This is a genomic window from Salinispirillum sp. LH 10-3-1, from assembly GCF_030643825.1.
Lineage (GTDB): Bacteria > Pseudomonadota > Gammaproteobacteria > Pseudomonadales > Natronospirillaceae > Salinispirillum.
Window position 1 is genome coordinate 3,238,086 of the sequence record NZ_CP101717.1, and the last position, 21,282, is coordinate 3,259,367.

The 21,282-nt window shown below is 54.9% G+C and carries 17 protein-coding genes; 10 read left to right on the plus strand and 7 right to left on the minus strand.

Annotation, left to right across the window (positions count from 1 at the left end; translation table 11 throughout):
* Positions 1 to 130: 130 nt before the first annotated feature.
* Together acnA and NFC81_RS14935 are read left to right on the plus strand one after the other, a co-directional pair.
* Positions 131 to 2,854 carry an aconitate hydratase AcnA gene (gene acnA / locus NFC81_RS14930; protein WP_304995274.1) on the plus strand — a complete coding sequence of 908 codons (2,724 nt, stop codon included), beginning with the start codon at positions 131 to 133 and terminating at the stop codon, positions 2,852 to 2,854.
* Between the two features lie 8 nt (positions 2,855 to 2,862).
* Positions 2,863 to 3,186 (plus strand): stress response translation initiation inhibitor YciH, encoded by a 324-nt coding sequence (locus NFC81_RS14935; RefSeq protein ID WP_304995275.1) that lies wholly within the window; start codon positions 2,863 to 2,865, stop codon positions 3,184 to 3,186.
* 68 nt (positions 3,187 to 3,254) lie between these two features.
* Here the strand turns inward: NFC81_RS14935 and NFC81_RS14940 are convergent, their stop codons facing one another.
* Entirely contained in the window at positions 3,255 to 3,992 is a 738-nt protein-coding gene (locus NFC81_RS14940) for a pyridoxine 5'-phosphate synthase (protein ID WP_304995276.1), read from the minus strand.
* 180 nt (positions 3,993 to 4,172) lie between these two features.
* On the opposite strand from NFC81_RS14940, the gene NFC81_RS14945 reads away from it, so the two are divergent.
* From NFC81_RS14945 to NFC81_RS14955, 3 genes are all read left to right on the plus strand, one after another.
* A complete protein-coding gene (locus NFC81_RS14945) occupies positions 4,173 to 4,847 on the plus strand; it encodes a 2OG-Fe(II) oxygenase (RefSeq protein ID WP_304995277.1) in 675 nt (224 codons plus the stop codon).
* Between the two features lie 8 nt (positions 4,848 to 4,855).
* The gene (locus NFC81_RS14950; RefSeq protein ID WP_304995278.1) at positions 4,856 to 5,647 is read left to right on the plus strand and encodes a phytanoyl-CoA dioxygenase family protein; all 792 of its coding nucleotides are present in this window, start codon (positions 4,856 to 4,858) and stop codon (positions 5,645 to 5,647) included.
* A 134-nt stretch (positions 5,648 to 5,781) separates the two neighbouring features.
* Entirely contained in the window at positions 5,782 to 6,702 is a 921-nt protein-coding gene (locus NFC81_RS14955) for a GGDEF domain-containing protein (protein WP_304995279.1), read from the plus strand.
* 6 nt (positions 6,703 to 6,708) lie between these two features.
* On the opposite strand, the gene NFC81_RS14960 is transcribed toward NFC81_RS14955, so the two are convergent.
* Positions 6,709 to 7,320 carry a LysE family translocator gene (locus NFC81_RS14960; protein ID WP_304995280.1) on the minus strand — a complete coding sequence of 204 codons (612 nt, stop codon included), beginning with the start codon at positions 7,318 to 7,320 and terminating at the stop codon, positions 6,709 to 6,711.
* 123 nt (positions 7,321 to 7,443) lie between these two features.
* On the opposite strand from NFC81_RS14960, the gene NFC81_RS14965 reads away from it, so the two are divergent.
* Together NFC81_RS14965 and NFC81_RS14970 are read left to right on the plus strand one after the other, a co-directional pair.
* Positions 7,444 to 8,841, plus strand: coding sequence for a PLP-dependent aminotransferase family protein (locus NFC81_RS14965; RefSeq protein WP_304995281.1), 1,398 nt, complete (start codon positions 7,444 to 7,446; stop codon positions 8,839 to 8,841).
* A 132-nt stretch (positions 8,842 to 8,973) separates the two neighbouring features.
* On the plus strand, positions 8,974 to 11,022 hold the full coding sequence (locus NFC81_RS14970; RefSeq protein ID WP_304995282.1) for a hypothetical protein: 2,049 nt from the start codon (positions 8,974 to 8,976) through the stop codon (positions 11,020 to 11,022).
* Between the two features lie 14 nt (positions 11,023 to 11,036).
* Here NFC81_RS14970 and NFC81_RS14975 read toward each other — a convergent pair whose 3' ends face one another.
* Entirely contained in the window at positions 11,037 to 11,843 is an 807-nt protein-coding gene (locus tag NFC81_RS14975) for a TatD family hydrolase (protein WP_304995283.1), read from the minus strand.
* A gap of 185 nt (positions 11,844 to 12,028) precedes the next feature.
* Here NFC81_RS14975 and NFC81_RS14980 point away from each other — a divergent pair, with 185 nt between their 5' ends.
* Both NFC81_RS14980 and NFC81_RS14985 read left to right on the plus strand, forming a co-directional pair.
* The gene (locus NFC81_RS14980) at positions 12,029 to 12,925 is read left to right on the plus strand and encodes a hypothetical protein (protein ID WP_304995284.1); all 897 of its coding nucleotides are present in this window, start codon (positions 12,029 to 12,031) and stop codon (positions 12,923 to 12,925) included.
* Positions 12,926 to 13,066: 141 nt separating this feature from the next.
* Positions 13,067 to 15,103 carry a methyl-accepting chemotaxis protein gene (locus tag NFC81_RS14985; RefSeq protein ID WP_304995285.1) on the plus strand — a complete coding sequence of 679 codons (2,037 nt, stop codon included), beginning with the start codon at positions 13,067 to 13,069 and terminating at the stop codon, positions 15,101 to 15,103.
* Between the two features lie 16 nt (positions 15,104 to 15,119).
* Here NFC81_RS14985 and NFC81_RS14990 read toward each other — a convergent pair whose 3' ends face one another.
* Positions 15,120 to 15,761 (minus strand): FecR family protein, encoded by a 642-nt coding sequence (locus NFC81_RS14990; protein WP_304995286.1) that lies wholly within the window; start codon positions 15,759 to 15,761, stop codon positions 15,120 to 15,122.
* Positions 15,762 to 15,936: 175 nt separating this feature from the next.
* Between NFC81_RS14990 and NFC81_RS14995 the strand changes: the two genes are divergently transcribed.
* Positions 15,937 to 16,779, plus strand: coding sequence for a helix-turn-helix transcriptional regulator (locus tag NFC81_RS14995; RefSeq protein ID WP_304995287.1), 843 nt, complete (start codon positions 15,937 to 15,939; stop codon positions 16,777 to 16,779).
* A gap of 854 nt (positions 16,780 to 17,633) precedes the next feature.
* On the opposite strand, the gene NFC81_RS15000 is transcribed toward NFC81_RS14995, so the two are convergent.
* Genes NFC81_RS15000 through NFC81_RS15010 form a run of 3 tightly spaced genes read right to left on the minus strand, consistent with a single transcriptional unit; the run spans position 17,634 to position 21,241 of the window.
* On the minus strand, positions 17,634 to 18,599 hold the full coding sequence (locus tag NFC81_RS15000) for an ABC transporter permease (RefSeq protein WP_304995288.1): 966 nt from the start codon (positions 18,597 to 18,599) through the stop codon (positions 17,634 to 17,636).
* Positions 18,592 to 19,695 (minus strand): ABC transporter permease, encoded by a 1,104-nt coding sequence (locus NFC81_RS15005; RefSeq protein ID WP_304995289.1) that lies wholly within the window; start codon positions 19,693 to 19,695, stop codon positions 18,592 to 18,594. The genes NFC81_RS15000 and NFC81_RS15005 overlap by 8 nt, the downstream gene beginning before the upstream one ends.
* Positions 19,682 to 21,241 (minus strand): ABC transporter ATP-binding protein, encoded by a 1,560-nt coding sequence (locus NFC81_RS15010; RefSeq protein WP_304995290.1) that lies wholly within the window; start codon positions 21,239 to 21,241, stop codon positions 19,682 to 19,684. Before NFC81_RS15010 ends, NFC81_RS15005 begins: the two co-directional genes overlap by 14 nt.
* Between the last annotated feature and the right edge of the window lie 41 nt (positions 21,242 to 21,282).

Below are 21,282 nucleotides of genomic sequence, written 5' to 3' on the forward strand. Positions count from 1 at the left end.
GTGGAAAGCGCAAGCAGTGTTGCAAGGATAGGGTGACCCGTCAACAGAGTGAATGTGTTCCGCAGAACAAGACGTGATCAACTAAACTCAAGGATGGTCTACCCATTTCTAACACCATCGGAGGTTTTCTATGCAACCCAAAGTAAGCACCACCGACACGCTGACCGTCGGGCCAGAAAGCTACCAAATTTTTAGTTTGCCAAAGGCAGCGGCAGGCTGGGGCGATATTGATCGCCTACCCTATTCTCTCAAGGTGCTGTTAGAAAACCTGCTGCGCAATTTCGATGGCGAAACCGTCACCAATGACGACATTCAGGCCGTGGTGGATTGGCAAAAAACCGGCACATCCGAACGCGAGATTGCTTACCGCCCGGCGCGGGTGTTGATGCAAGACTTCACCGGCGTACCGGCGGTGGTGGATCTGGCGTCAATGCGGGCCGCAGTAGCCGAATTAGGCGAAGACCCAAACAAGGTAAACCCCTTGTCGCCGGTCGACTTAGTCATTGATCACTCCGTCATGGTGGACCAATACGCCAGTACGGGCGCCTTTAAAGCCAATGTTGATATAGAAATGCAGCGCAACGGCGAGCGCTATACGTTCTTGCGGTGGGGGCAGCAGGCCTTCGCGAATTTTCGTGTGGTACCACCAGGCACCGGCATTTGCCACCAAGTGAATTTGGAGTACCTCGGGCAAACGGTGTGGGCCAGTGAACACAACGGCGTGTTGACCGCTTACCCCGATACCCTAGTCGGCACCGATTCACACACCACCATGATCAATGGCTTGGGGATTCTGGGCTGGGGGGTCGGCGGTATTGAAGCCGAAGCAGCCATGTTGGGCCAGCCCGTCTCTATGCTGATTCCTGAAGTGGTGGGTTTTGAGCTGACCGGCAAATTAACCGAAGGCATTACGGCGACCGATCTGGTGCTGACCGTTACCCAGATGCTGCGTCAGCATGGCGTGGTGGGTAAATTCGTTGAGTTCTACGGTGATGGCTTGGCGGATCTACCGCTCGCCGACCGCGCCACCATTGCCAATATGGCACCGGAGTACGGAGCAACCTGTGGTTTCTTCCCGGTGGATGAGGTCACCCTCGAATACCTGCGGCTGACTGGCCGCGACGACGCGGTGGTGGAGCGCGTGGAGGCCTATTGCAAGGAGCAAGGATTGTGGCGCACGCCCGGTCACAAACCCATTTTCACCGCCACACTCAGCTTGGACATGAGCACGGTAGAACCCAGCCTTGCCGGACCCAAACGCCCGCAAGACCGCGTGGCGCTGCGTGATATGAAACGGGCGTTCTTAGACTACATGGATTTACAAGGGACACCACTGGACCCCGCCAAGGCCGACTTAATGAACGAGGGCGGCGGGCAGGCGGCGGTCGGCAACCATTTGACGGCCGGCGAAATCCCTGTGGCATTGGAAGGCGACTCTTTCACGCTAAAACACGGCGCTGTTGTGATTGCCGCCATTACATCCTGCACCAACACCTCTAACCCCAGCGTATTAATGGCCGCGGGCCTGCTGGCGAAGAAGGCCGTTGAGCGGGGTTTGGTGCGCCAACCCTGGGTGAAGAGTTCTTTGGCGCCCGGCTCAAAAGTGGTGACTGAGTATCTGGATGCGGCTGGCTTAACGCCCTATCTGGAAAAGCTCGGTTTTCATCTGGTGGGCTATGGCTGCACCACCTGCATCGGGAATTCCGGACCATTAAAAGACCCAATAGAAACCGCCATTCATGACGGTGACTTGGCCGTTGCGTCGGTCTTATCCGGTAATCGCAATTTTGAAGGGCGCGTGCACCCCTTGGTGAAAACCAACTGGTTGGCGTCACCGCCTTTGGTGGTGGCCTTTGCTTTGGCCGGAACGGTTCGGACGGACCTCAGTACCGACCCATTAGGTCAGGATGCGCAGGGCAACCCGGTATACCTGAAGGACATCTGGCCGTCACAACAGGAAATCGCCACGGCGGTGGAACAGGTGCGCACCACCATGTTTCGCCGGGAGTACGGCGCCGTGTTTGACGGTGACGCCGCATGGCAATCCATCGCGGTGCCAAAAGACAAAACCTACGGCTGGCCGGAGTCGAGTTACATTCAACAGTCGCCGTTCTTTCAGGGTATGGGGCGCACCCCGGAGCCGGTGCAAGACATCGTCGATGCGCGCATGTTGGCCTTACTCGGCGATTCCGTCACCACCGACCACATTTCACCGGCGGGGGCGATCAAGAAAGACAGCCCTGCCGGGCATTTCTTGCAGTCGCTCGGTGTCGTACCGCAAGATTTTAATTCCTACGGCTCACGGCGCGGCAGTCACGATGTCATGATGCGCGGCACCTTCGCCAATGTGCGCATTCGCAATGAAATGGTGCCCGGCGAGGAAGGAGGCGTCACGCGCCATATTCCCAGCGGGGATAAGCTGCCCATTTACGATGCCGCCATGCGTTATCAGGAAGCGGGTACGCCTTTGGTGGTGGTAGCGGGGCAGGAATACGGTACGGGTTCGTCACGCGACTGGGCCGCCAAGGGGACACGCTTGCTCGGCGTACGCGCCGTGCTGACTGAATCGTTTGAACGTATTCACCGTTCTAATCTGGTCGGCATGGGCATTTTGCCGCTGCAATTCCCGGATGGGGTGACACGCAAAACGCTTGGACTGACCGGGGCAGAAACCTTTACCATACGTGGCCTAAATGCACTGAAACCGCAACAGGATATCGCCGTCGTCATCACCTTCGAGGACGGTCGGGAAGAGACGCTGTCGGCGCGCTGCCGGATTGATACCGGCAATGAACTGGCGTACTTCCAGCACGGAGGTATCTTGCATTATGTGTTGCGTAACATGATTAAATAGAGAGTCCAATGAAGAACAGCCGACTGGTGTACTCCACCGAAACGGGACGCATCAAGCCTGACGATGACCTAACCACTCCAGCCCCCGCTGGGGATGGTGTGGTGCGCTTGATGCGCGAAACCAAAGGCCGCAAAGGCAAAGGGGTGACGTTGATCACCGGTGTGCCGTTAGCGGGTGAAGAATTGAAGCAGTTTGCCAAGACACTGAAGCAAAAAGCGAGCGTGGGCGGCAGCGTGAAAGACGGGGTGATCGAGATTCAAGGCGATCAACGCGACCTGCTGCTGCCGCTGCTACAAGCACAAGGTTGGACGGTGAAGAAGGCGGGTGGTTAGTCGTAGAGAAAACCGTTACCGTAGGAGCGCAGCCCTCTGCGCGAAAGTTCGGCCAGAGGGCTGGCCTCCTACCGGCCGCGCTGCAATATGTTCACATACCGCTTAATGGTTTCCGCAAAGCCCAACTGCAGCGCTTCCACCGTCAACGCATGACCGATCGACACCTCGGCGACATTACCGCGCGCGACAAAATTACCCAAATTGTCGAGGTCCAGATCGTGCCCGGCGTTCACCGTCATCCCTAACGACAACGCCAGGTCCGCGCACTGCATGTATTGTTCGAGCAGCGGTTCATAGTTGTTCAACGCAAAGGCCTCGGCATAGGCTTCGGTGTACAACTCGATGCGATCCGTTCCGGTATCGGCGGCGCGGCGCACCTGCTCTAAGTCCGGGTCCACAAACAAGCTGGTGCGAATACCAGCACTCTGACACTGGGCGATTAAGGGCTTTAGGCGCTCGCCGTGTTGGTGCAAATCCCAACCGTGGTCAGACGTAATCTGATTCGGGTCATCAGGCACCAGCGTAAATTGGTCGGGTTTCTCGGCCAGTACGTGTGCCACCAATGTATCGTCTGGGTAACCTTCCACATTCAACTCTTTGCCGTCAAAGCGGCGCACCACCGCTTTTAGATCAGCGATGTCTTGGTAGGTAGCGTGGCGCTGATCCGGACGTGGATGGATGGTGAGGCCAATGGCACCGCCACTGAGTGCCATCTCACCAAACTCGGTAATGGCGGGAAAATTACGTCCGCGGGCATTGCGAACCAAGGCAATTTTATTCAGGTTCACACTCAACTGGGTGGTCATTTCAATGGGCACTCTGCAATCGTAAATAATGCTGGCAGTATAAAGCAGCGCAGCCGGAAACCCCAGTGACTGCCGACATCGGGTAAATATTTCACCTAGGGTCTGGCGTCACTGACAATAAAGGATACACTCTGCGCTTCGCTCTTTTCGCGCATGACACAAGGCAAGACAAACCACTTTATGGCACTGGCTTCAATATTCGACCGACGACCACCTGATGACTCTTTGGAGACCATCGCGTACGACGTTGAGCGTCAGGGTTACGCGGTTATGCCAGATTTCATCACGGCCGTCGAAGTGGACGCCTTATTGCAGGTTTTCCACGGACTGCGCCAGCATGAAGATGCCTTACAGCCGGCAGGTATTGGTCGTGGTGATGACTACCAAACCAATAATTTTGTGCGCCAAGACTGGATCCATTGGATTGATGGCACGACGGCGCCCACGCAATTGTTCTTGGATCGCATGCGCGATTTGCAAGTCACCCTGAATCGACGACTCTTCATGGGGTTGTTTGATTATGAAGCGCATTTTGCCCTCTATCCGGAGGGTGCCTTTTACAAAAAACACATCGATGCCTTTCAAGGTCATAGCAACCGTCGACTGTCGACCGTGCTCTATTTAAACTATGACTGGCAGCCGACCGATGGAGGCGAGCTACGCTGCTACGACCCCGATGAGCCTAACCAGGTATTGTTCGACCTCCCGCCCGCTGCCGGTACATTGGTAGTATTTGAGAGTGAGCGATTCTGGCACGAAGTCCTTCCTGCCAAGCGACGACGCTTTTCTGTCGCCGGTTGGTTCCGTATTAACACCAGTACCAGTAGCCGCGTTGATCCGCCGCACTGGTATTAAGAGTGGCAATGACAATGGCAATAAAAGCACAACCGCTTCCGGTATTAACGGAAGAGCAACTGCACCAGTTCCACGCAAAAGGCTATTTAGTCTTAGAGAGCTTCGCCCCGGCTGCACTGTGTGAGGAACTGCAGCACATTACGCAGGAACACCTAGCGGCCGCCATTGAGCCGCTGGAATACGAAGCCGATGTCGGCTATCCCGGCGCACCGGATTCACTGGAGGCCCCTGGCGGCCGAACAGTGCGGCGCTTGCGTGGTGCATACCAGCGTCACCCAAGCTTACGCGGCTGGGCAAAGTATCGTCCTTTGGTGGCCGTGCTGCGGCAATTGCTGCAAGAGCCGCCTTGCCTCACACAAGCGCATCATAATTGTGTGATGACCAAGCATCCTGATTATGGTACCGCTACAGACTGGCATCGCGACATACGCTACTGGTCTTTTTTAAAGCCTGATTTGATTTCCGTTTGGTTGTCTTTAGGTGCAGAGAATGCGCAGAACGGCGGGCTAAAATTCATTCCCGGATCACACCGCATGGCCATATCGCCAGATCAACTGGACGATCTAGATTTTCTGCGCCCGGATGTGGAAGAAAACCAAGAGCTGTTCGCACAAGGTGTCGAACTGACGTTAGCTGCAGGTGATGTCGTACTGTTTCACAGCGGCCTGTTTCATGCTGCTGGCGCAAACCAGAGCGACCAAGTGAAAACTTCGGTGGTCTTTGCTTACCACGGCCATTCGAATCGGCCCATTCCCGGAACACGGTCGGCGCACAGCAGTACGGTTTTTCTCGCCAACTGACCGCAAGCAGCGTTCGGATTTTGAACATATTTAGGTTATAGTTGAGCAGAATGTGATCAACGGATGACGCCTAAACCGTGACCTCAATTCATTCCGAGCTATTTCCACGCAGGGTTTCTATCCTGTTTCATATCGTGGCTATTCTACCCTTGGGCGGCTTTATGCTGTACCACTGGTTCTGGGGTAGCCAACCGCTCAGCCTTTTCCTCTTGGTTGCTTTAAGCACAGTGGTGATGTCGCTGGTGCAAGAGGTCCGTTATCGCGACAGCTTGCCGTATCGGCAAATGTTTGTCCTGACCTGCTCGGCCGCCATCGTCTATGCCTGCTATCAAGTCGGTTTGCGCGGCCTGATTTACGCCTTCCCCATGGCTTCCGTGTTCTTTTTTACCTTTCGCCTGTCACACGGCATGATCACCGGCACACTGTTTTCCACCGCCTGCTTAGTGGCGGCAATGAATATCGAAGAGCCTGTCTTGGTGTTTCGCTTTGCCATTGGCATCACCATTTGCATGATCTTCGCTGCCATTTTTGCCTTCATTGTACAACGGCAGAAAGACGACCTAGCACGACAGGCGTCAACCGACGCTCTAACCGGCGCGCTAAACCGCAAGTTATTACCTGAAAAGCTGGAAAGCAACGTTCAATTGAGTCGACGCAACGGAACGCCCGTTAGCCTGCTCTTGATCGATCTTGATCACTTTAAGATGGTAAATGACCAATATGGCCACTTAGTGGGTGACCAAGTTCTGATTGACTTTGCAGCCTTGGTGACAGGTCGCATTCGCACTTACGACAATTTTTTCCGTTTCGGTGGGGAAGAGTTTCTGGTGTTACTGCCCCAAACCTCAACGAAGGACGCCGCCGTGCTAGCGGAGTCCATACGCTGCTTGATTCAGGACGCCTCCTTCAATAATCAAATTCGTCTAACCTGCAGTATTGGCGTGAGCCAATGGCAACCCGACGACTCCATAGAGAGTTGGCTTAAAGCCTGCGACAACGCCCTCTACGAAGCCAAAACACAAGGCCGCAACCGCGTTGCCTTACGCCCGATCTAGATCTGCTTAAATGAAGATCAAGGCCACTGACGCCACCGTTAAGCTGGCCAGTGTACCGTTGAACCACAGTCGAGCACGGTCGCTGCGCAAAAGCTTGACCACCTCTTGACCCAGGAGCGCCCAGAACGAGCACGCAGGGAAAGACACCACGAAATAAGCCACGATGACCGCCGCCGACGACCAGATATGCAGCGGTGGCGGGAGACTAAATGCCGCTAATGCAGTGAGCACCATGGTCCATGCTTTGGGGTTCACCCATTGAAACGCCGCCGCCTGCCAAAAGCTGAGTGGCTTGGCATCCTTGGCCAAGTCCTCATTACGCTGTAATTGTACCCGACCGGCCCGATATATCTTCCACGCCAGAAACAGCAGATAGGCTGAACCGACTATTTTTAGTAGGGTGTAGAGCATTGGCCACATCTCAAACACCACCCCCAACCCAAGCGCCACCACAATGGCCATAAAGGAGAACCCAAAGGCGATACCCAACAAATGAGGCACTGTCCGGCGAAAGCCGAAGTTCGCACCACTGGCTGTTAGCATAATGTTGTTAGGCCCCGGCGTGATGGTAGCGACAAAGGTAAAGAGCAATAACGACAATACGTAGGTGGCGTCCATTCAATCTCTCACTGTGCATTGGGGGCATATCGTATGGGTACAATATGATGTAATTAGTCGTCTTTAACGAATACAATTGATAATATCGTCCTTAACTAATAGTGCAATGAGATTTTTGTCCCTATGACAATCTGGAACCCGAGCGCGCTGAACCTCGCCAAACCCAAGTATCAAGCCCTCGCCGATGCCATCGCCGACGCGATAGCGGAAGGCGAACTCGGCCCCGGCAGCCGCTTGCCAGCCCAACGCTTGCTGGCTGATCGGCTCGGGGTAACTGTGGGTACCATTACACGCGCTTACGCCGAAGCTGAACGGCGCGGCTTGCTGGTAGCCACCGTTGGCTCCGGCACCTATGTGCGTGAAAAAGCGCAAAGCGAAGGCTTCCAGATTCAGGAGCGGTCATCGTCGATGCTCGACCTCGGCTTTACTTTGGCCGTAGAGAAGGGGCAAACGAGCCTATTAGGTGACCACTTACGCAACATTGCCGACACCCCAGAACTGCTCAATGCCTTGCTCGATTACGTGCCCGAGACGGGCTTGGCCCCGCATCGTGCAGCGGCCCAGACATGGCTCGCTGAAGAAGGCATTCATCGCCATACCGACGACATACTTTGGTGTCATGGTGGTCAGAACGCCTTGTTTACTTGCCTGCATGCGCTCTGTGAGAGCGGCGATACGGTACTCAGCGACGGCATCACCTACAGCGGCTTCATCCTCGCAGCACGCTATCTGCATTGTCGCCATGTCGGGTTGCCGATGGACAACGAAGGTTTGATACCCCATGAGCTGCGCATTGCCTGTGAGCGCTATCGACCACGCGTACTGTACTTGATGCCGCAATTGCATAACCCGACGGGCGTTCAGATGTCGGACACACGCAAGCGTGAGCTGTTGGCCATTTGCGCCCAATACGACGTGATGGTCATTGAGGATAATGTGCAAACCGCTTTGCTGTCGGACAAGCCCACGCCCATGGTCGCCATAGCACCAGACCAAGTGGTGGTCTTGAGCAGTTGCTCTAAGGCCATGGTGGGCGGCTTACGTACCGGCTTCTTAGTGCCGCCACCGGCGTGGCGTGACCGCTTTCGTATGGCCTTACGCGTCAGCAGCTGGATGGTAGCGCCCTTGTTGGCCGAATTGACCAGTCGCTGGATCAGAGATCCGCAACGCCCGGAGATCATGCGTGCCCAGCGCGCCGACGTGGTCGCACGCCAAGCGCTTGCCCAGCAAATTTTAGGGCACCATGGCTATCGCGCCCACCCTGAAGCACTGCACGGCTGGCTGCCGATGACCGGACAATGGCGAGCCGTCGAGTTTGCCCAGCTCATGGCCAGCGAAGGCGTCGCGGTTAAACCGGCCGAGGTATTTGCGGTCGGTCAATTTGCGGCACCCCAAGCGCTGCGCCTGTGCATTGGTGCGCCCCTAACGCACGCGCAACTCACCACTGCCCTACAAACCATTGCCACAGCCCTGCAAGCACCCTCGGCGGACGCGCACTGGCTCAATCAAGGGACTATTTAACATACCCATTTAACAGAACTGTGTAACGGCGCTATTTAAAGTGCCGCCTTTTTACTATGCTGACGCCTGTAGGCCGTTCCAAGATGCGCCACAGAACACTTTAAGCCCAAAAGACCAAGATGGATCTGAATCATGTCGAAAAAGCTTCTTTCTGTCGTCGTTGCCGCGCTCCTCAGTGCAGCGTTGACGGCGACCGCCGCCACAAACCCCCATTTGTCGATGGTGCCGACCGACGGCATCTTCCATTATCAAGCCCGCATCAGCGAATTGACCAGTACCGAGCTGTCGTCCTCCGGGCTGCGCTCCTACAGTGATTTGCTACCCGAGGACGACGGCAGCATGGATTACGCCGTCGCCGTTCGCCTCTTGCAGGATATCCTGCAAACCATGGCCGAAGGCCCCAGTGGCGGCACACAGTTGGGCTTGGATCAAGACGGCTGGGCAACGCTGTACCATGTTGGCTCAACCTTTATGTTGCGCTTGGACATCACCGACCCCGATCCCTTGAAGGCTTGGATGGACCAGCACGCAGCGCAGCAAAACATCGCACCGCAGCGACAGCCCAGCAGCATCGGCGAGCTGTATCGCGTCGCACAGGGTGACTCCTTCGACCAAAGCAGCACCTATTTGTGGCTGGGCGAGCGCCAAGCTACCTTAGCGGTGTCCAGTGATCGTGTGGCCGCAGACACGCTGCAACAACGCCTGCGCGGCGCGGCTGTTACGCCGTCACTGGCGTCGCAAGGCACCGCCGCAACCTTGGCGAGTAACTTACAGGTCAGCACCAGCCAGCTTGGTTGGCTGCATTTAGAAAACCTCACGCGTGCTTTGGTTAGCACCACGCCATCGTTACTGGCGCAGGAATTGGACCTGACCACACCGGATTACAGCCCCCAACAAGCCGCCGCCTGTGAAAGCGAATGGCTCGAACTGGCACAGCAGTCGCCGCGCATTGTGTTTGGGCAAACTCACACCGTCGACAGTTCAGGGATGGTCGACAGCACCAGTAGAATGCTGTGGGAAGTTAAGAATGCCAACGTCCAGCAACAGATTGGTCGCTTGCAGGGCACCCTGCCAGCCGATCAAGCAGACATCGATCGCACCCAATTCAGCGTGGGCTTAGGTTTGAACGTCGACGCCATTGCGCCAGTATTGATGATGTGGTGGCAGAGCGTGACACAGCGCCAATGGGCCTGCCCGACACTGGACGAAATGAAACAAGAACTCGCCAAGAGCAATCCGGCTACCATCGCCATTGCTGCCGCCGTCATGCAAGGTGCCCAGAGCGCCGTATTGGACGTCTTTGCCAGTGGTGATGCCGATGGCGATTTAGCCAGCTTGGATGCCTTGCTGGCCGTGCGCAGCCGCGATCCGTTTTTATTGTCCGCCATCTTGACCCAATCGGTGCCCTTTCTGCGCGGCGTTGTAGTGCCTGCCAACGGTGAGCCGGTGGCACTGCCACTGCCGTTTCCGGGCTTGAACTTGCAGGCTCGCATTACCGGTGATTACTTGGCGGTGTATCAGGGTGCGCAAGCGACAGCGCGTGCCGCCGTATTGAAAGACATACCGCACAGCCTCGCTTTCTTACGCGTTTCAGCAGACGCGCTGCAAGCGATGGACGCCTTGAATAGCGGCCTGACGGATATGCTGCCCCGCGATAGTTTGAACCGCGAAAGCTGCGACCAATTATATGCCGCGTCTGACCTGATGGCCGAGTTCGAAATGGCACGAGGCGCCGTGGAATTAGCGACCAGCCCGCAAGGTGTGTCGTTGCGCCAGCAGAACCGTGTTCGCCTGCGCAGTGGCCCTGGCGCGACGGGCCCGACAGCAGGACAGTATGACCTGGCCATTCTGTGGGACGACTGCAGTTGGCATAGCATAGGGACAGACACCCTGAATGCCGATGGCTCAGCGTTGTACCGTGAAATCGATGCTGTGCAAGGTCAGGTCTGTGCCTTGTCTGAAACCCGTTACCAGTGGCAACTGAACGACCGCACCCTGGTATGGGCGAACAGCGAAAGCCGCTATCGCGATGGCTGCAACGACAGTTTTTCTGTGTGGGAAGACGATGGCGCAGACATTCAATGTAAGGTCGTGCGCACCAGCGCCGACGGCAGTTTTGACTGCATTGCTAATTTCGATCTGCCCGAACGCTTCCGCTACACACCGCGTCGCGAAAACTGATCACGCTGCGGCAATCAGCTCGGAAAGAACAACGCCCGCGCATTGGCGGTGGTTACCGCCGCTACTTGCTCGGGCGTTTCGTCTTTCAGCGTTGCAACGTATTGCGCCACCAGTGGCAGATAATAGGGCGCATTCTCTTGGCCACGAAAAGGCACCGGCGTCAGGTAGGGCGCATCGGTCTCTAACAACACCCGTGACAAAGGCGTCGCGGCCAATACAGCCCGCACGTTGTCAGCCTTATTAAAGGTGATAATGCCATTGAAGCCCAGGTGAAAGCCTTCTTCGACACAAAAAGCCGCCAGTTCAGGACTGCTGGTAAAACTGTGTATCACCCCGCGTAACCCTCGCCCACTGAACTCGCGGAAAATCGCCATGGTATCGAGATCAGCGTCACGCGTGTGTACCACGATGGGCAAGTCGACTTGTAAGGCAATTTCCAATTGTGCTGCGAACGCCGCGCGCTGTTCCTGACGCGGTGAATTGTCGTAATGGTAATCGAGTCCAATTTCACCGATCGCTACCACCTTGGGGTGCTTAGCCCCAGCCAGAATGCGTTCACCCACACCGGCATCGTACTCCGCCGCCGAATGCGGATGCACGCCCTGCGTGCCGTACAATCCTTCGTGCTGGTCTATTAAATCCAATACGGTTTGTAGATTGCCCGGTTCAACCGCAATAGTAACCACCTGCTCTACACCTACCGCGCGTGCGCGCGCCAAGGTGTCTGCCGTATTGCCTTCTTTCAGAAAGTCGAGGTGGCAGTGCGTTTCGATTAGCGGTGTGGTGAAGACCGGGATTTCCTTGCGCTTACTGGACGACATGACAAAACCAAATAAAAACGTGTTGGTGCATTATACTGCAGGAGCGCACGAAAATCGTTATCGCGCTGGCCGCCAAGGTATTTCTAGTCTCTCGCCTCAGCTTAATTGGTATTATATTGGTTTTCTTTTTGTGTCTTTTTTGTTACCATCCACCTCTGTACAAATCACCCGAAAGGTGTGGAGCAATGAGAAAAATAACGCTAAAACTGCTCATATTTGCCCTAAGTACCACCGTACTACTGAGTACTGCTGCCGCCAACAACAATACCATTCTGGTACCACCTGATGTATTGCGCGATTACCGAATCCTAGTAGGAGATCGGGACCCGCTGACCATTACCGACTACTCCGGTCCCGGTTCACGACGTGATGTGGTGGAATTGATCCTAATGCAACAAGCCATCGCCGCTGCCGGCGTCCATTTCGATCTGACCTTTGTCGAAGAGGCCGACTACGCCGCGACGCTCAATGCGTTATCCAATGGCTCTGCATTGGCCTCCGGCACCAGTGCCTGGCTCAACGATCTTTCGCCTCGACACCAAGATATCTACATCACCACTGCACTCATTGGGCGCGGTGAGTTCGAAGCCGGTTTTTACGTTCATCCCGACAATCTGACTGCGCTCACCGCCAGCAATACTCAAGATGTGCAACAACTGACCGGCATCAGCAGCCGTCACTGGCAAGCTGACTGGAATACCCTATCCGGCCTGCAGCTTGATGCTTTGTTACATTCTGATACTTGGCCCGGCATGGTGGATGCTGTTATGAATGGCGGAGCTGACTTTCTTTTAGCACCATTTCAGACCAGTGAAGCGATGCAGCTCAGTGTGGACAGCGGTGTACTGGTGCCCATACCCGGCATTAAGCTCGGACTGGTCGGAAGTCGTCATATGGCCATTTCACGCCGCCACGCCGAGGGTCCGTTTTTTAACTCGGTGGTGCACCTTGGCCTGTTACGCCTGAAGAAAAGTGGCACTGTGCGCCAGGCTTATATCGATGCAGGCTTTTTGCATCCGGATGTTGAAGACTGGACGTTGATTACCGTTGAAGGCGGTGGCTCTGCTTGGAGCATGAATTGAGGACGATGTAAGAACCTGTCGATCTTCCAGCGCGAAGGCCGACCGCTAAGCCGGACTAAAAAAACAAAAAAGGCGAGCAGGGCGCGTTGCCGGCAGTTCGACGCGACTATTCGATTAACCATTGAAGAAGTATGGCCTCCCATGAAATCAAAATTCTCTTTACAGCTTACCGTGGTACAACGCATTGTTGCCGGGTTTGTCCTATTGAGCACAGGGTTAGTGTTCGTCGCCGTCAGCGCGCTGACGGCGGTGTCCGACATACAAAGCGGCGTTGACCGCCTCGTCGAGCGCGCAGGCCCGGCGTCCGACGGTGCCAACGCGTTAAGCCTGTCTTTCACCCGCGTTAACCAGCTGATACTGGCGCACTACAACTCTGACTCCACCGACGTCTTGACGCAGTTGGAAGACGAGTACCGCACCGAGCGTGCGCGCATTGAGCGGGCCATCGCCGAGCTGGTAGCCATCACCGCAGACATCAGCGGCGGTGCCTCCGCGTCGGCAGAACTGGTGACTCTGCAAGATTCGTTGCCAGAGCTGTTCGACAACATTGAATCCACCCAGCGCATTTACCGGGATTCCCTGCAAAGCTTCAGCGAACTCACCAACCGCCGCGCCAGCATGAATGAAAACGCCATCGCCATAAATCAAGTGCTGGAAACCATGCACCGCGAAGTGCAGACACCCAGCGCACAAATACTGATGTACCAAGCCCATGTGTCCTTACGACACGGCATTGATTTGGCCAATCAACTGGGCTCCGCACGCTCGGTGGCGGAGTTTGCGCAGATTCAAACCGCTTTTCGACGCTGGATGGATGGCTACGGCACACTCGGCTTTCGCCTTTTAGGCGCTCGGCGTCAAGATGCGGCGGTGGATGCCAACTTTGAAGCCTTTGGTGGCGCCGTGTCCGACTTTCTGGCCAATGTTTCCGGCGACGGCGGGTTGGTCACCACAGTGAACAACTACCTACAAATTCGGGCTTCGCTCGAGACGCGTCTGCAGCGTTCGCAAGAAGAGCTGGCCAATGCCGAACGCGTACTGGCCGATACTCGCCAGTTTGCCAACACCTATCGCCGCCAAGTGAACAGCGACTCGATCCAGGTGGTGGCGGACAGCCAGCTCATTATTGTCGGCGTCAGTGTATTGGCCTTACTGGCGGGCATACTGATCGCATGGCTGGTCACTCGAACGATTCGCAAACCACTGAAAGCCGTCGTTGGTGCGTTGCGGCGCATCGCACATGGCGATTTGAGCGAACGCTGGCCTTCACACTCGAACGACGAATTCGGGGAGTTAACACGTTCCGCAGAGCAGGTTGTAGAGTCGCTGCGCGATATGGTGACCGTCATCCAACAGCAATCTGACACCCTGAATCAGGTCGTCACACAAGCGCACCAAGTGGCGATGAACATGCAGGCAGACGTCAGCAAACAGCGCGAAGAAACGGACTGGGTGGCCACCGCCGTACACGAAATGGCGGCGACTATTGAAGAAGTTGCCCGTCACGCTGAACACGCGTCATCGGAAATGGAACAAGCCACCGGCTATGCCAGCAACAGTCGCGAAATTGTCAGTGCCAGCCAACAGTCGATCAGTACCCTGGTGGGGGTGATGACCGGTGCTGCAACGGCCATTCAACAGCTGGACACCGACGTCAACAGCATTCAAGACATCTTGCAGGTGATCGATGCCATTGCTGAACAGACGAACTTACTGGCCTTGAACGCCGCCATCGAAGCAGCGCGAGCGGGTGAGCAGGGCCGCGGCTTTGCCGTGGTTGCCGATGAAGTGCGCACGCTGGCCAGCAGGACTCAGCAGTCGACGGTAGAAATCAAAGAGAAGATTGAAGTGATGCTGCGTGCCTCGAATGGCGCCGTAGAAGCCATACGGTCTGGCCAAACGCACACCGACCATTCAGCAGAGCAGTCTGCTCAAGCACTGAATGTGATCACAGAATTTGCCGATGTCATCGACCGCATACGCGACCTCAATGTGCAGATCGCCACCGCTGCTGAACAGCAAGCGCAGGTCGCCAACGAAATCAATCAGAATGTGACACGCATTGCGGACATTGCCGAGAAAACCGAACAAGGTGCTACTGCCACGCGTGACGCCAACGGGCAATTGCATCAATCTGCCGACGCACTGCTGGAGTCGGTTAAGCGCTTCACCCTGTGAAGCGCACAGCTTAGTGCTATGGGAAGGCTATGGTGGTGACTGCTTCAAACAGCTTGGCACCATCCCAGAACTCAGGTTCATAAGGGGCTGTCTGGTCGCGTCCATCGTCATCCACCAGCACCGTAGTACCCTGACCTATCTCCGTCAGCAACACCTCGCCAGAAGTGTTTGTTATGGTTACAGGACCACCTTCCAATAAAATGTAGTCCGCTTGGCCTGGTATAAAATAGCCGCCCCAAACGATGGTGCCACGGATGCCAATAGATGCCGCAGGTGTTTCAATCACATAGGCGTCAGTGCCCGGTGTCACACCATCCGCTATCGCCAGAATCACACCGCTCAACACTCGAAAATAAGCTGTTTGCTCTGTGGTGTCGGTAGCGGGTTCATAACGACTGATTTCAAAGCGCGTATTTTCACCCAAAGTCAGCAAGCTGCCACCATTGAAGCGCATCCGCAGGCGCGAATCGGCACCCGTCTCGACAATACTGCCTTCGTGCAGTGCGGTGCCACGAGTCGCCGCCGCACTGTCGTCCAGTTGGGCGGTGCCCGTTAAACTGACTACCCGTGCTACCGGCCGCTCATTAGCCGACACCACTCCCACTAAGCCAGCCGACAACAACAGCGTACCAGCGCTTACAATTAACCAATTCTTCATTACGAGTCCTCTCATTTAATGCAGTTGTGGATCAAGTACAGTTGCAACTGCACTGGATGTCAAAGCAATTTCAGTCGTTAAACAGCCTACCGACTGGTCAGTCAGATATTTTGACACTGTTAGAGTTACGCGGCATTATCCTAGAGTAGATCAGAATCTTTGCAGGCTTCACGTTATGGATACATACGATCAGTTGACGCGCTACCTGCAGCAGCACGATGGTATACGCATCGCTCCTTACGCAGAACAAGAGAGTGGATTGGGCAATCACTTGGGACAAATGTTGCGTCGTTGCCGGTCTGACCGCGGCATATCCCAACTTGCCGAAGCCGAACGCCTGCGCGTCAGTCGTGCCCAGTACCTGCGCTACGAGTCAGGCAGCTCTATTCCACGCCTGCACACCATAGCTCTGTGGTCGCTACAAACCGGTGTCCCGCCCGAATCCCTCGTCGGGCAATTACCTTACGCCAGTAACGGGCTGGCCGTACCTGCGCAGTTCTTCCGGCTCTCGCCGTGGCTATGTGAGACATCCGATGAACTGTTCTTAAGCTGCATTCAGCACCTCTGCCATATCCTTCAACTGGAAACGCCAGAGCTAGATGTGAAAGCGATCTCACTGTCGTGCACCGCAAAGCGCCAAGCACTGGATGAAGTGCTGGAGCAAAAGATCTACGCCGCGATAGGCGCTAACTTGCGCCTGGTCCGCCAAATTCTCTCGTACAGCCAAGAGGAAATGGCCAATGGCTTGGGTATCTCCACCAGCCACTTTCTGGCCATCGAACGAGGGGAAATTGCTTATTCTTTTCTGCTTTTTCCGCGTTTCGCCTACAGCATGCAAGTGCCTCCAATCGCTCTGACGCTCAACACTCAATACTATAAAGCGCGCCTTGCTCTACAAACGCGCTATCGCCTTGTCAATGAGATATTACAGCACCTTCCTGACACTATCCGAGCCGACACCGTACGCTGGATTGCTGAAGGCGTTCGTCTACACCAGCAGCACAGATCGACGCGGTGAGCAGGCCTTCAGTCAGCGTACATAGCCCGCGCAGAAGTGCACCGATTGGCGCATCGCTTTCTCCGACATTCTTTAAACGCGACTACTAAAGATGGCTTTTGTATCGTTTCTACTATGGCCGCGTCCTAACCTAAAGGTTAACGTACGGGTGTGTGTTGCAGTGATCGCCTGCAACATGCACTAGCAGACAACGGTACTCCCAATTGTCTGCCTGTGTGATGAGTAATCTGTGTCTGCCAAGACACAAAGTGGCATCTTTTCTGGGGCTTATTGAGCCCCATTTTTTTGCCTTAAAATAGCCATCGAGCGATTGATGCTGCATCCGCCTCCGCGCCAGAGTTTTACGCACGTTCACATACCTCAGACCGCCCCACTAGCACTTAGCGTCAAATATCTGTGCGTCACCGTACTAATGCAGTAACTAGAGGCTGTAAAGGGAAAATTTGTATAAAACAGGAAGTGCTTATTCACATTTTGAACAAACATTACGCGGCCACAAAAAAACCTGACATTTTGTCGCCACTAGCCTATTGACTTTCATAAGTCACTGTTTTTATTGGCATTTATTGCATTGATTATTTTTTAACCAATCTAAGAAAGGGCCCGAGCGGTAAGGCCTGCGTACAGTTTCTGACATCTTACCCACACAGTTATCCACAGTATCTGGGGAAAAGCATGTGCAGGCTATATGGCAGCCCGATTGCAGTTCAATGGCGGAAAAATGACGGTGTTTTCTGCCAAAATTCAGCCAGCATGTTGCACTGTTTTTTGCTCCTTTGGATGCGCCAAAAGAGTGCTCTGGGTACAAAAAAAGCCCTCCGAAGAGGGCTTCATGTACTGGCCAATAAAGCAAACTAAGTTCGCTCTTTGGCGTAAGGCTTACCGATACTCTTCGGCGCAATAGCACGGCCAATAAAGCCAGCCAACAGGACCACCGTCAGTACATAAGGCAACATTTCGATAAACTGGACCGGTACGATCACCCCACCGATCTCAACGCCCTGCAAACGAATTGCGACGGCCTCTAAGAAGCCAAACAGGAAACAGGCGGCCAGCGCCTGTACTGGTCGCCATTTACCGAAGATCAGCGCTGCCAAAGCCATGTAGCCCTTACCGGCACTCATATCGGGAATGAACTGAGCGCTGTGTGCGATACTCAAGTAAGCACCACCAATGCCCGCGAGGGCGCCACAGATGGTCAAGGCAAGGTAGCGCATCTTGGTCACACCGATACCGGCGGTATCAATTGCCTGCGGGTTCTCTCCCACGGCACGTAAGCGCAGACCAAAACGTGTGCGGAACACCGTCCACCAGACCAAAGGCACTGCAAACCATGACATGTACACTAAGATGGTATGGCCAGAAATTACTTCACGGTAGATGGTACCCAAAATAGGCACATGATTCAGCAGATCGACCAACGGCAACTCAATTGGCCGGAAGCGTGCTAAGCCGGTTAACGATGGTGTCTGTCCGCCCATATCGAACCAATGCCGTGCCAAGGTCACGGTAAGACCAGCCGCAAGAATATTGATCGCCAGACCACTGACCACATGGTCACCACGGTGCGTGACCGTCGCGAAAGCATGCAACCAAGCGAACAACACACCGACGCCGATAGCGGCAAGCACACCCAGCCACGCCGAGCCAGTGAAGTACGCCGCTGCGGCGGCCGCAAAGGCGCCCAGCAACAACTTACCTTCCAGCGCAATATTCACGATACCGGCGCGCTCCGAAAACAAGCCCGCCAAGGCAGCAAAAATCAAAGGTGTCGATACACGTAAGGTGGCATCCACCATAACCAAAATGATATCAAACATGCGCAGCCACCTCCTTCTTCTTCAGGTGCCAGCGCTGGTAGAAGCGCGTCAATGGGCCCTTCAACATGTGCTCCAACGCACCACTGAACAACACCACCAACCCCTGCAACACCACAACGATGTTACGGTCGACTTCATAGGCAAACTTCAGTTCGGCTCCCCCTTGGTAAAGGAACCCAAAGAAGATAGCGGCCAACACAATACCGACCGGGTGGTTGCGCCCCATTAGGGCGACCGCAATACCGGTGAAACCGAATCCGGCCACATAACCGAGCTTTAGCTGATGTAGATCGCCCAACAAGGCATTTACAGCGAAGAAACCGGCCAACATACCCGACACCAACATCGCCAGAATCACGACCTTGCTGTCACTGATGCCAGCGTACCGCGCCGCACCATGGTTGAAACCCAGAGCGCGCACTTCGTATCCCCAGCGCGTACGCCAGAGAAACAACCAGGTGCCGTAAGCGCAAATCAGCGCCCAAACAAAGGTCAGATTCAGCGGACTCCGACGCCAGCCAAACCACTCCCACACCCGTGGCATCCAAGTATGCCGCGGAAACACGGCGCTTTCACTCGACATAGAACCCGGCGGGCGCAACCAGTCGACCAGCAAATACACCATCAAAGACGCGGCAATGAAGTTGAACATGATGGTGGTGATAACGATGTGCGAGCCACGCTTGGCCTGCAGATAAGCCGGGATGTATGCCCACGCCGCACCAAAGGCCCCACCCAACAGAATGGCCGCTGGAATAACCAACAACATCGGCAACCAAGGGCCTAAGCCCAAAGCCACTGCGGTGACACCCAGGCCGGCAAAGGTCGCCTGCCCCTCACCACCGATATTGAACAGCCCCGCATGGAAAGCGACGGCGACCGCTAAGCCGGTGAAGATATAGCCCGTCGCGTAAAACAGCGTATAGCCAATACCTTCGGTATTACCGAAGGAACCATTCACCATGGCGACAATCGCATCGATGGGATTCACTTCGATATACAGAAACAACAATGAACACACTGCAAAGGCCAAAACAATGTTGGCCAGTGGCATGACCACTGCGGTCATCCACCAAGGTAAACTAACTGGCGTCATGGACTTCGTCCTCCCCATGCGCATTAGCCATCATTAGGCCAAGCATACGTTCATTCGCCTCACTGGCGTCCACTTCGGCGACGATCTCGCCATCAAACATCACCAAAATACGATCGCTCAACGACAGTATCTCTTCTAACTCCACTGAAACTAATAAGATCGCCTTGCCTTGGTCTCGTAATGCAATGATCTGTTGGTGTATGAACTCAATGGCGCCGATGTCTACACCGCGCGTCGGCTGACCGATCAGCATGACGTCGGGATCACGCTCTACTTCACGCGCCAGCACCAGCTTTTGCTGGTTACCACCAGAGAAGTTCGCGGTTTTTAGATCGGGAATAGGCGGGCGTACGTCCCATTTTTTCATTTGTTTGGCGCAGTCTGCGACCACTTCTTTTTGCTTCAAGAAGATGCGGTGGTTGTACTGCGGGTCACGGTGATAACCCAGTATAAAGGCCTCACTGGCCATCATTGCCGTGACCAAACCTTGGCTATGGCGGTCCTCCGGTACATGCGCGACCTTCAGCTTTCTGATCTGCTCGGCGTCACGCGGTGCGTCCGCAGAAATCAGGGTATCACCATAGGTGAAACTGCCAGACGTCGGCGCTTTCATGCCCGACAACACTTCGAGTAATTGTGATTGCCCGTTACCAGACACCCCAGCAACACCGACAATCTCGCCTGCGCGCACGGCAAAGTTGAGGTTTTTCAAACGCGGCACACCATGTTTATCGGTAAAGCTCAGCTGCTCAGCGCGCAACAATTCCTGCTGCGGTTCAGCTTCTCCCTTGGTAACGCGCAACAGCACTTTGCGCCCGACCATTTGTTCCGCTAATTCTTCGCGTGTAGTGTTCTTTGTTACCAAGTGCGCCACCATTTCACCCTGACGCATCACCGAGACATTATTGGTGACGGCCAAAATTTCACGCAGCTTGTGGGTGATAATAATGATGGTCGTACCCTGATCACGCAGCGCAGCAAGCACCTTGAACAGATGATCGGTTTCCTGCGGCGTTAATACACCAGTCGGCTCATCCAGAATCAGTACCTTAGCACCACGATACAATGCCTTCAGTATTTCGACCCGCTGCTGAATGCCCACGGGCAGATCCTGAACCTGTGTATCAAGAGGCACCTGCAGATTGTAGTCCTGCTCCAGTCTCTTCAGGGCCGCGCGCGCTTCACGCATGCTGGGATTTAGTAACGGACTGGACTCAGCGCCTAGTATGACGTTTTCCAGGACCGTGAAATTATGGATGAGCATAAAGTGCTGATGCACCATGCCGATGCCCGCATCGATCGCTGCTTTTGAATCTTTGGCCACAAAAGGTTGGCCGTCGATGAACATTTCACCGGCATCGGCTTGGTAGAAGCCGTAGATGATGCTCATCAATGTTGACTTGCCGGCGCCATTTTCGCCGACAATGCCGTGAATCGTACCTTTCTCTACCTTTAGGTCGATGGCGCGGTTGGCATGCACGGTACCAAAACGCTTGTCGATACCCTTCAACTCCAAGGCATAGGGGGTTGTTATTTTTTGTGACATCTGAGTAACCTGCTGAAAGCTAAAAACGCAGGACGCGTTTT

Bases quoted from the DNA above. Each gene is read 5' to 3' on its own strand.
- acnA (WP_304995274.1), top strand. From the start codon at position 131: ATGCAACCCAAAGTAAGCACCACCGACACGCTGACCGTCGGGCCAGAA.
- NFC81_RS14935 (WP_304995275.1), top strand. From the start codon at position 2,863: ATGAAGAACAGCCGACTGGTGTACTCCACCGAAACGGGACGCATCAAG.
- NFC81_RS14940 (WP_304995276.1), bottom strand. From the start codon at position 3,992: ATGACCACCCAGTTGAGTGTGAACCTGAATAAAATTGCCTTGGTTCGC.
- NFC81_RS14945 (WP_304995277.1), top strand. From the start codon at position 4,173: ATGGCACTGGCTTCAATATTCGACCGACGACCACCTGATGACTCTTTG.
- NFC81_RS14950 (WP_304995278.1), top strand. From the start codon at position 4,856: ATGACAATGGCAATAAAAGCACAACCGCTTCCGGTATTAACGGAAGAG.
- NFC81_RS14960 (WP_304995280.1), bottom strand. From the start codon at position 7,320: ATGGACGCCACCTACGTATTGTCGTTATTGCTCTTTACCTTTGTCGCT.
- NFC81_RS14965 (WP_304995281.1), top strand. From the start codon at position 7,444: ATGACAATCTGGAACCCGAGCGCGCTGAACCTCGCCAAACCCAAGTAT.
- NFC81_RS14970 (WP_304995282.1), top strand. From the start codon at position 8,974: ATGTCGAAAAAGCTTCTTTCTGTCGTCGTTGCCGCGCTCCTCAGTGCA.
- NFC81_RS14975 (WP_304995283.1), bottom strand. From the start codon at position 11,843: ATGTCGTCCAGTAAGCGCAAGGAAATCCCGGTCTTCACCACACCGCTA.
- NFC81_RS14980 (WP_304995284.1), top strand. From the start codon at position 12,029: ATGAGAAAAATAACGCTAAAACTGCTCATATTTGCCCTAAGTACCACC.
- NFC81_RS14985 (WP_304995285.1), top strand. From the start codon at position 13,067: ATGAAATCAAAATTCTCTTTACAGCTTACCGTGGTACAACGCATTGTT.
- NFC81_RS14990 (WP_304995286.1), bottom strand. From the start codon at position 15,761: ATGAAGAATTGGTTAATTGTAAGCGCTGGTACGCTGTTGTTGTCGGCT.
- NFC81_RS14995 (WP_304995287.1), top strand. From the start codon at position 15,937: ATGGATACATACGATCAGTTGACGCGCTACCTGCAGCAGCACGATGGT.
- NFC81_RS15000 (WP_304995288.1), bottom strand. From the start codon at position 18,599: ATGTTTGATATCATTTTGGTTATGGTGGATGCCACCTTACGTGTATCG.
- NFC81_RS15005 (WP_304995289.1), bottom strand. From the start codon at position 19,695: ATGACGCCAGTTAGTTTACCTTGGTGGATGACCGCAGTGGTCATGCCA.
- NFC81_RS15010 (WP_304995290.1), bottom strand. From the start codon at position 21,241: ATGTCACAAAAAATAACAACCCCCTATGCCTTGGAGTTGAAGGGTATC.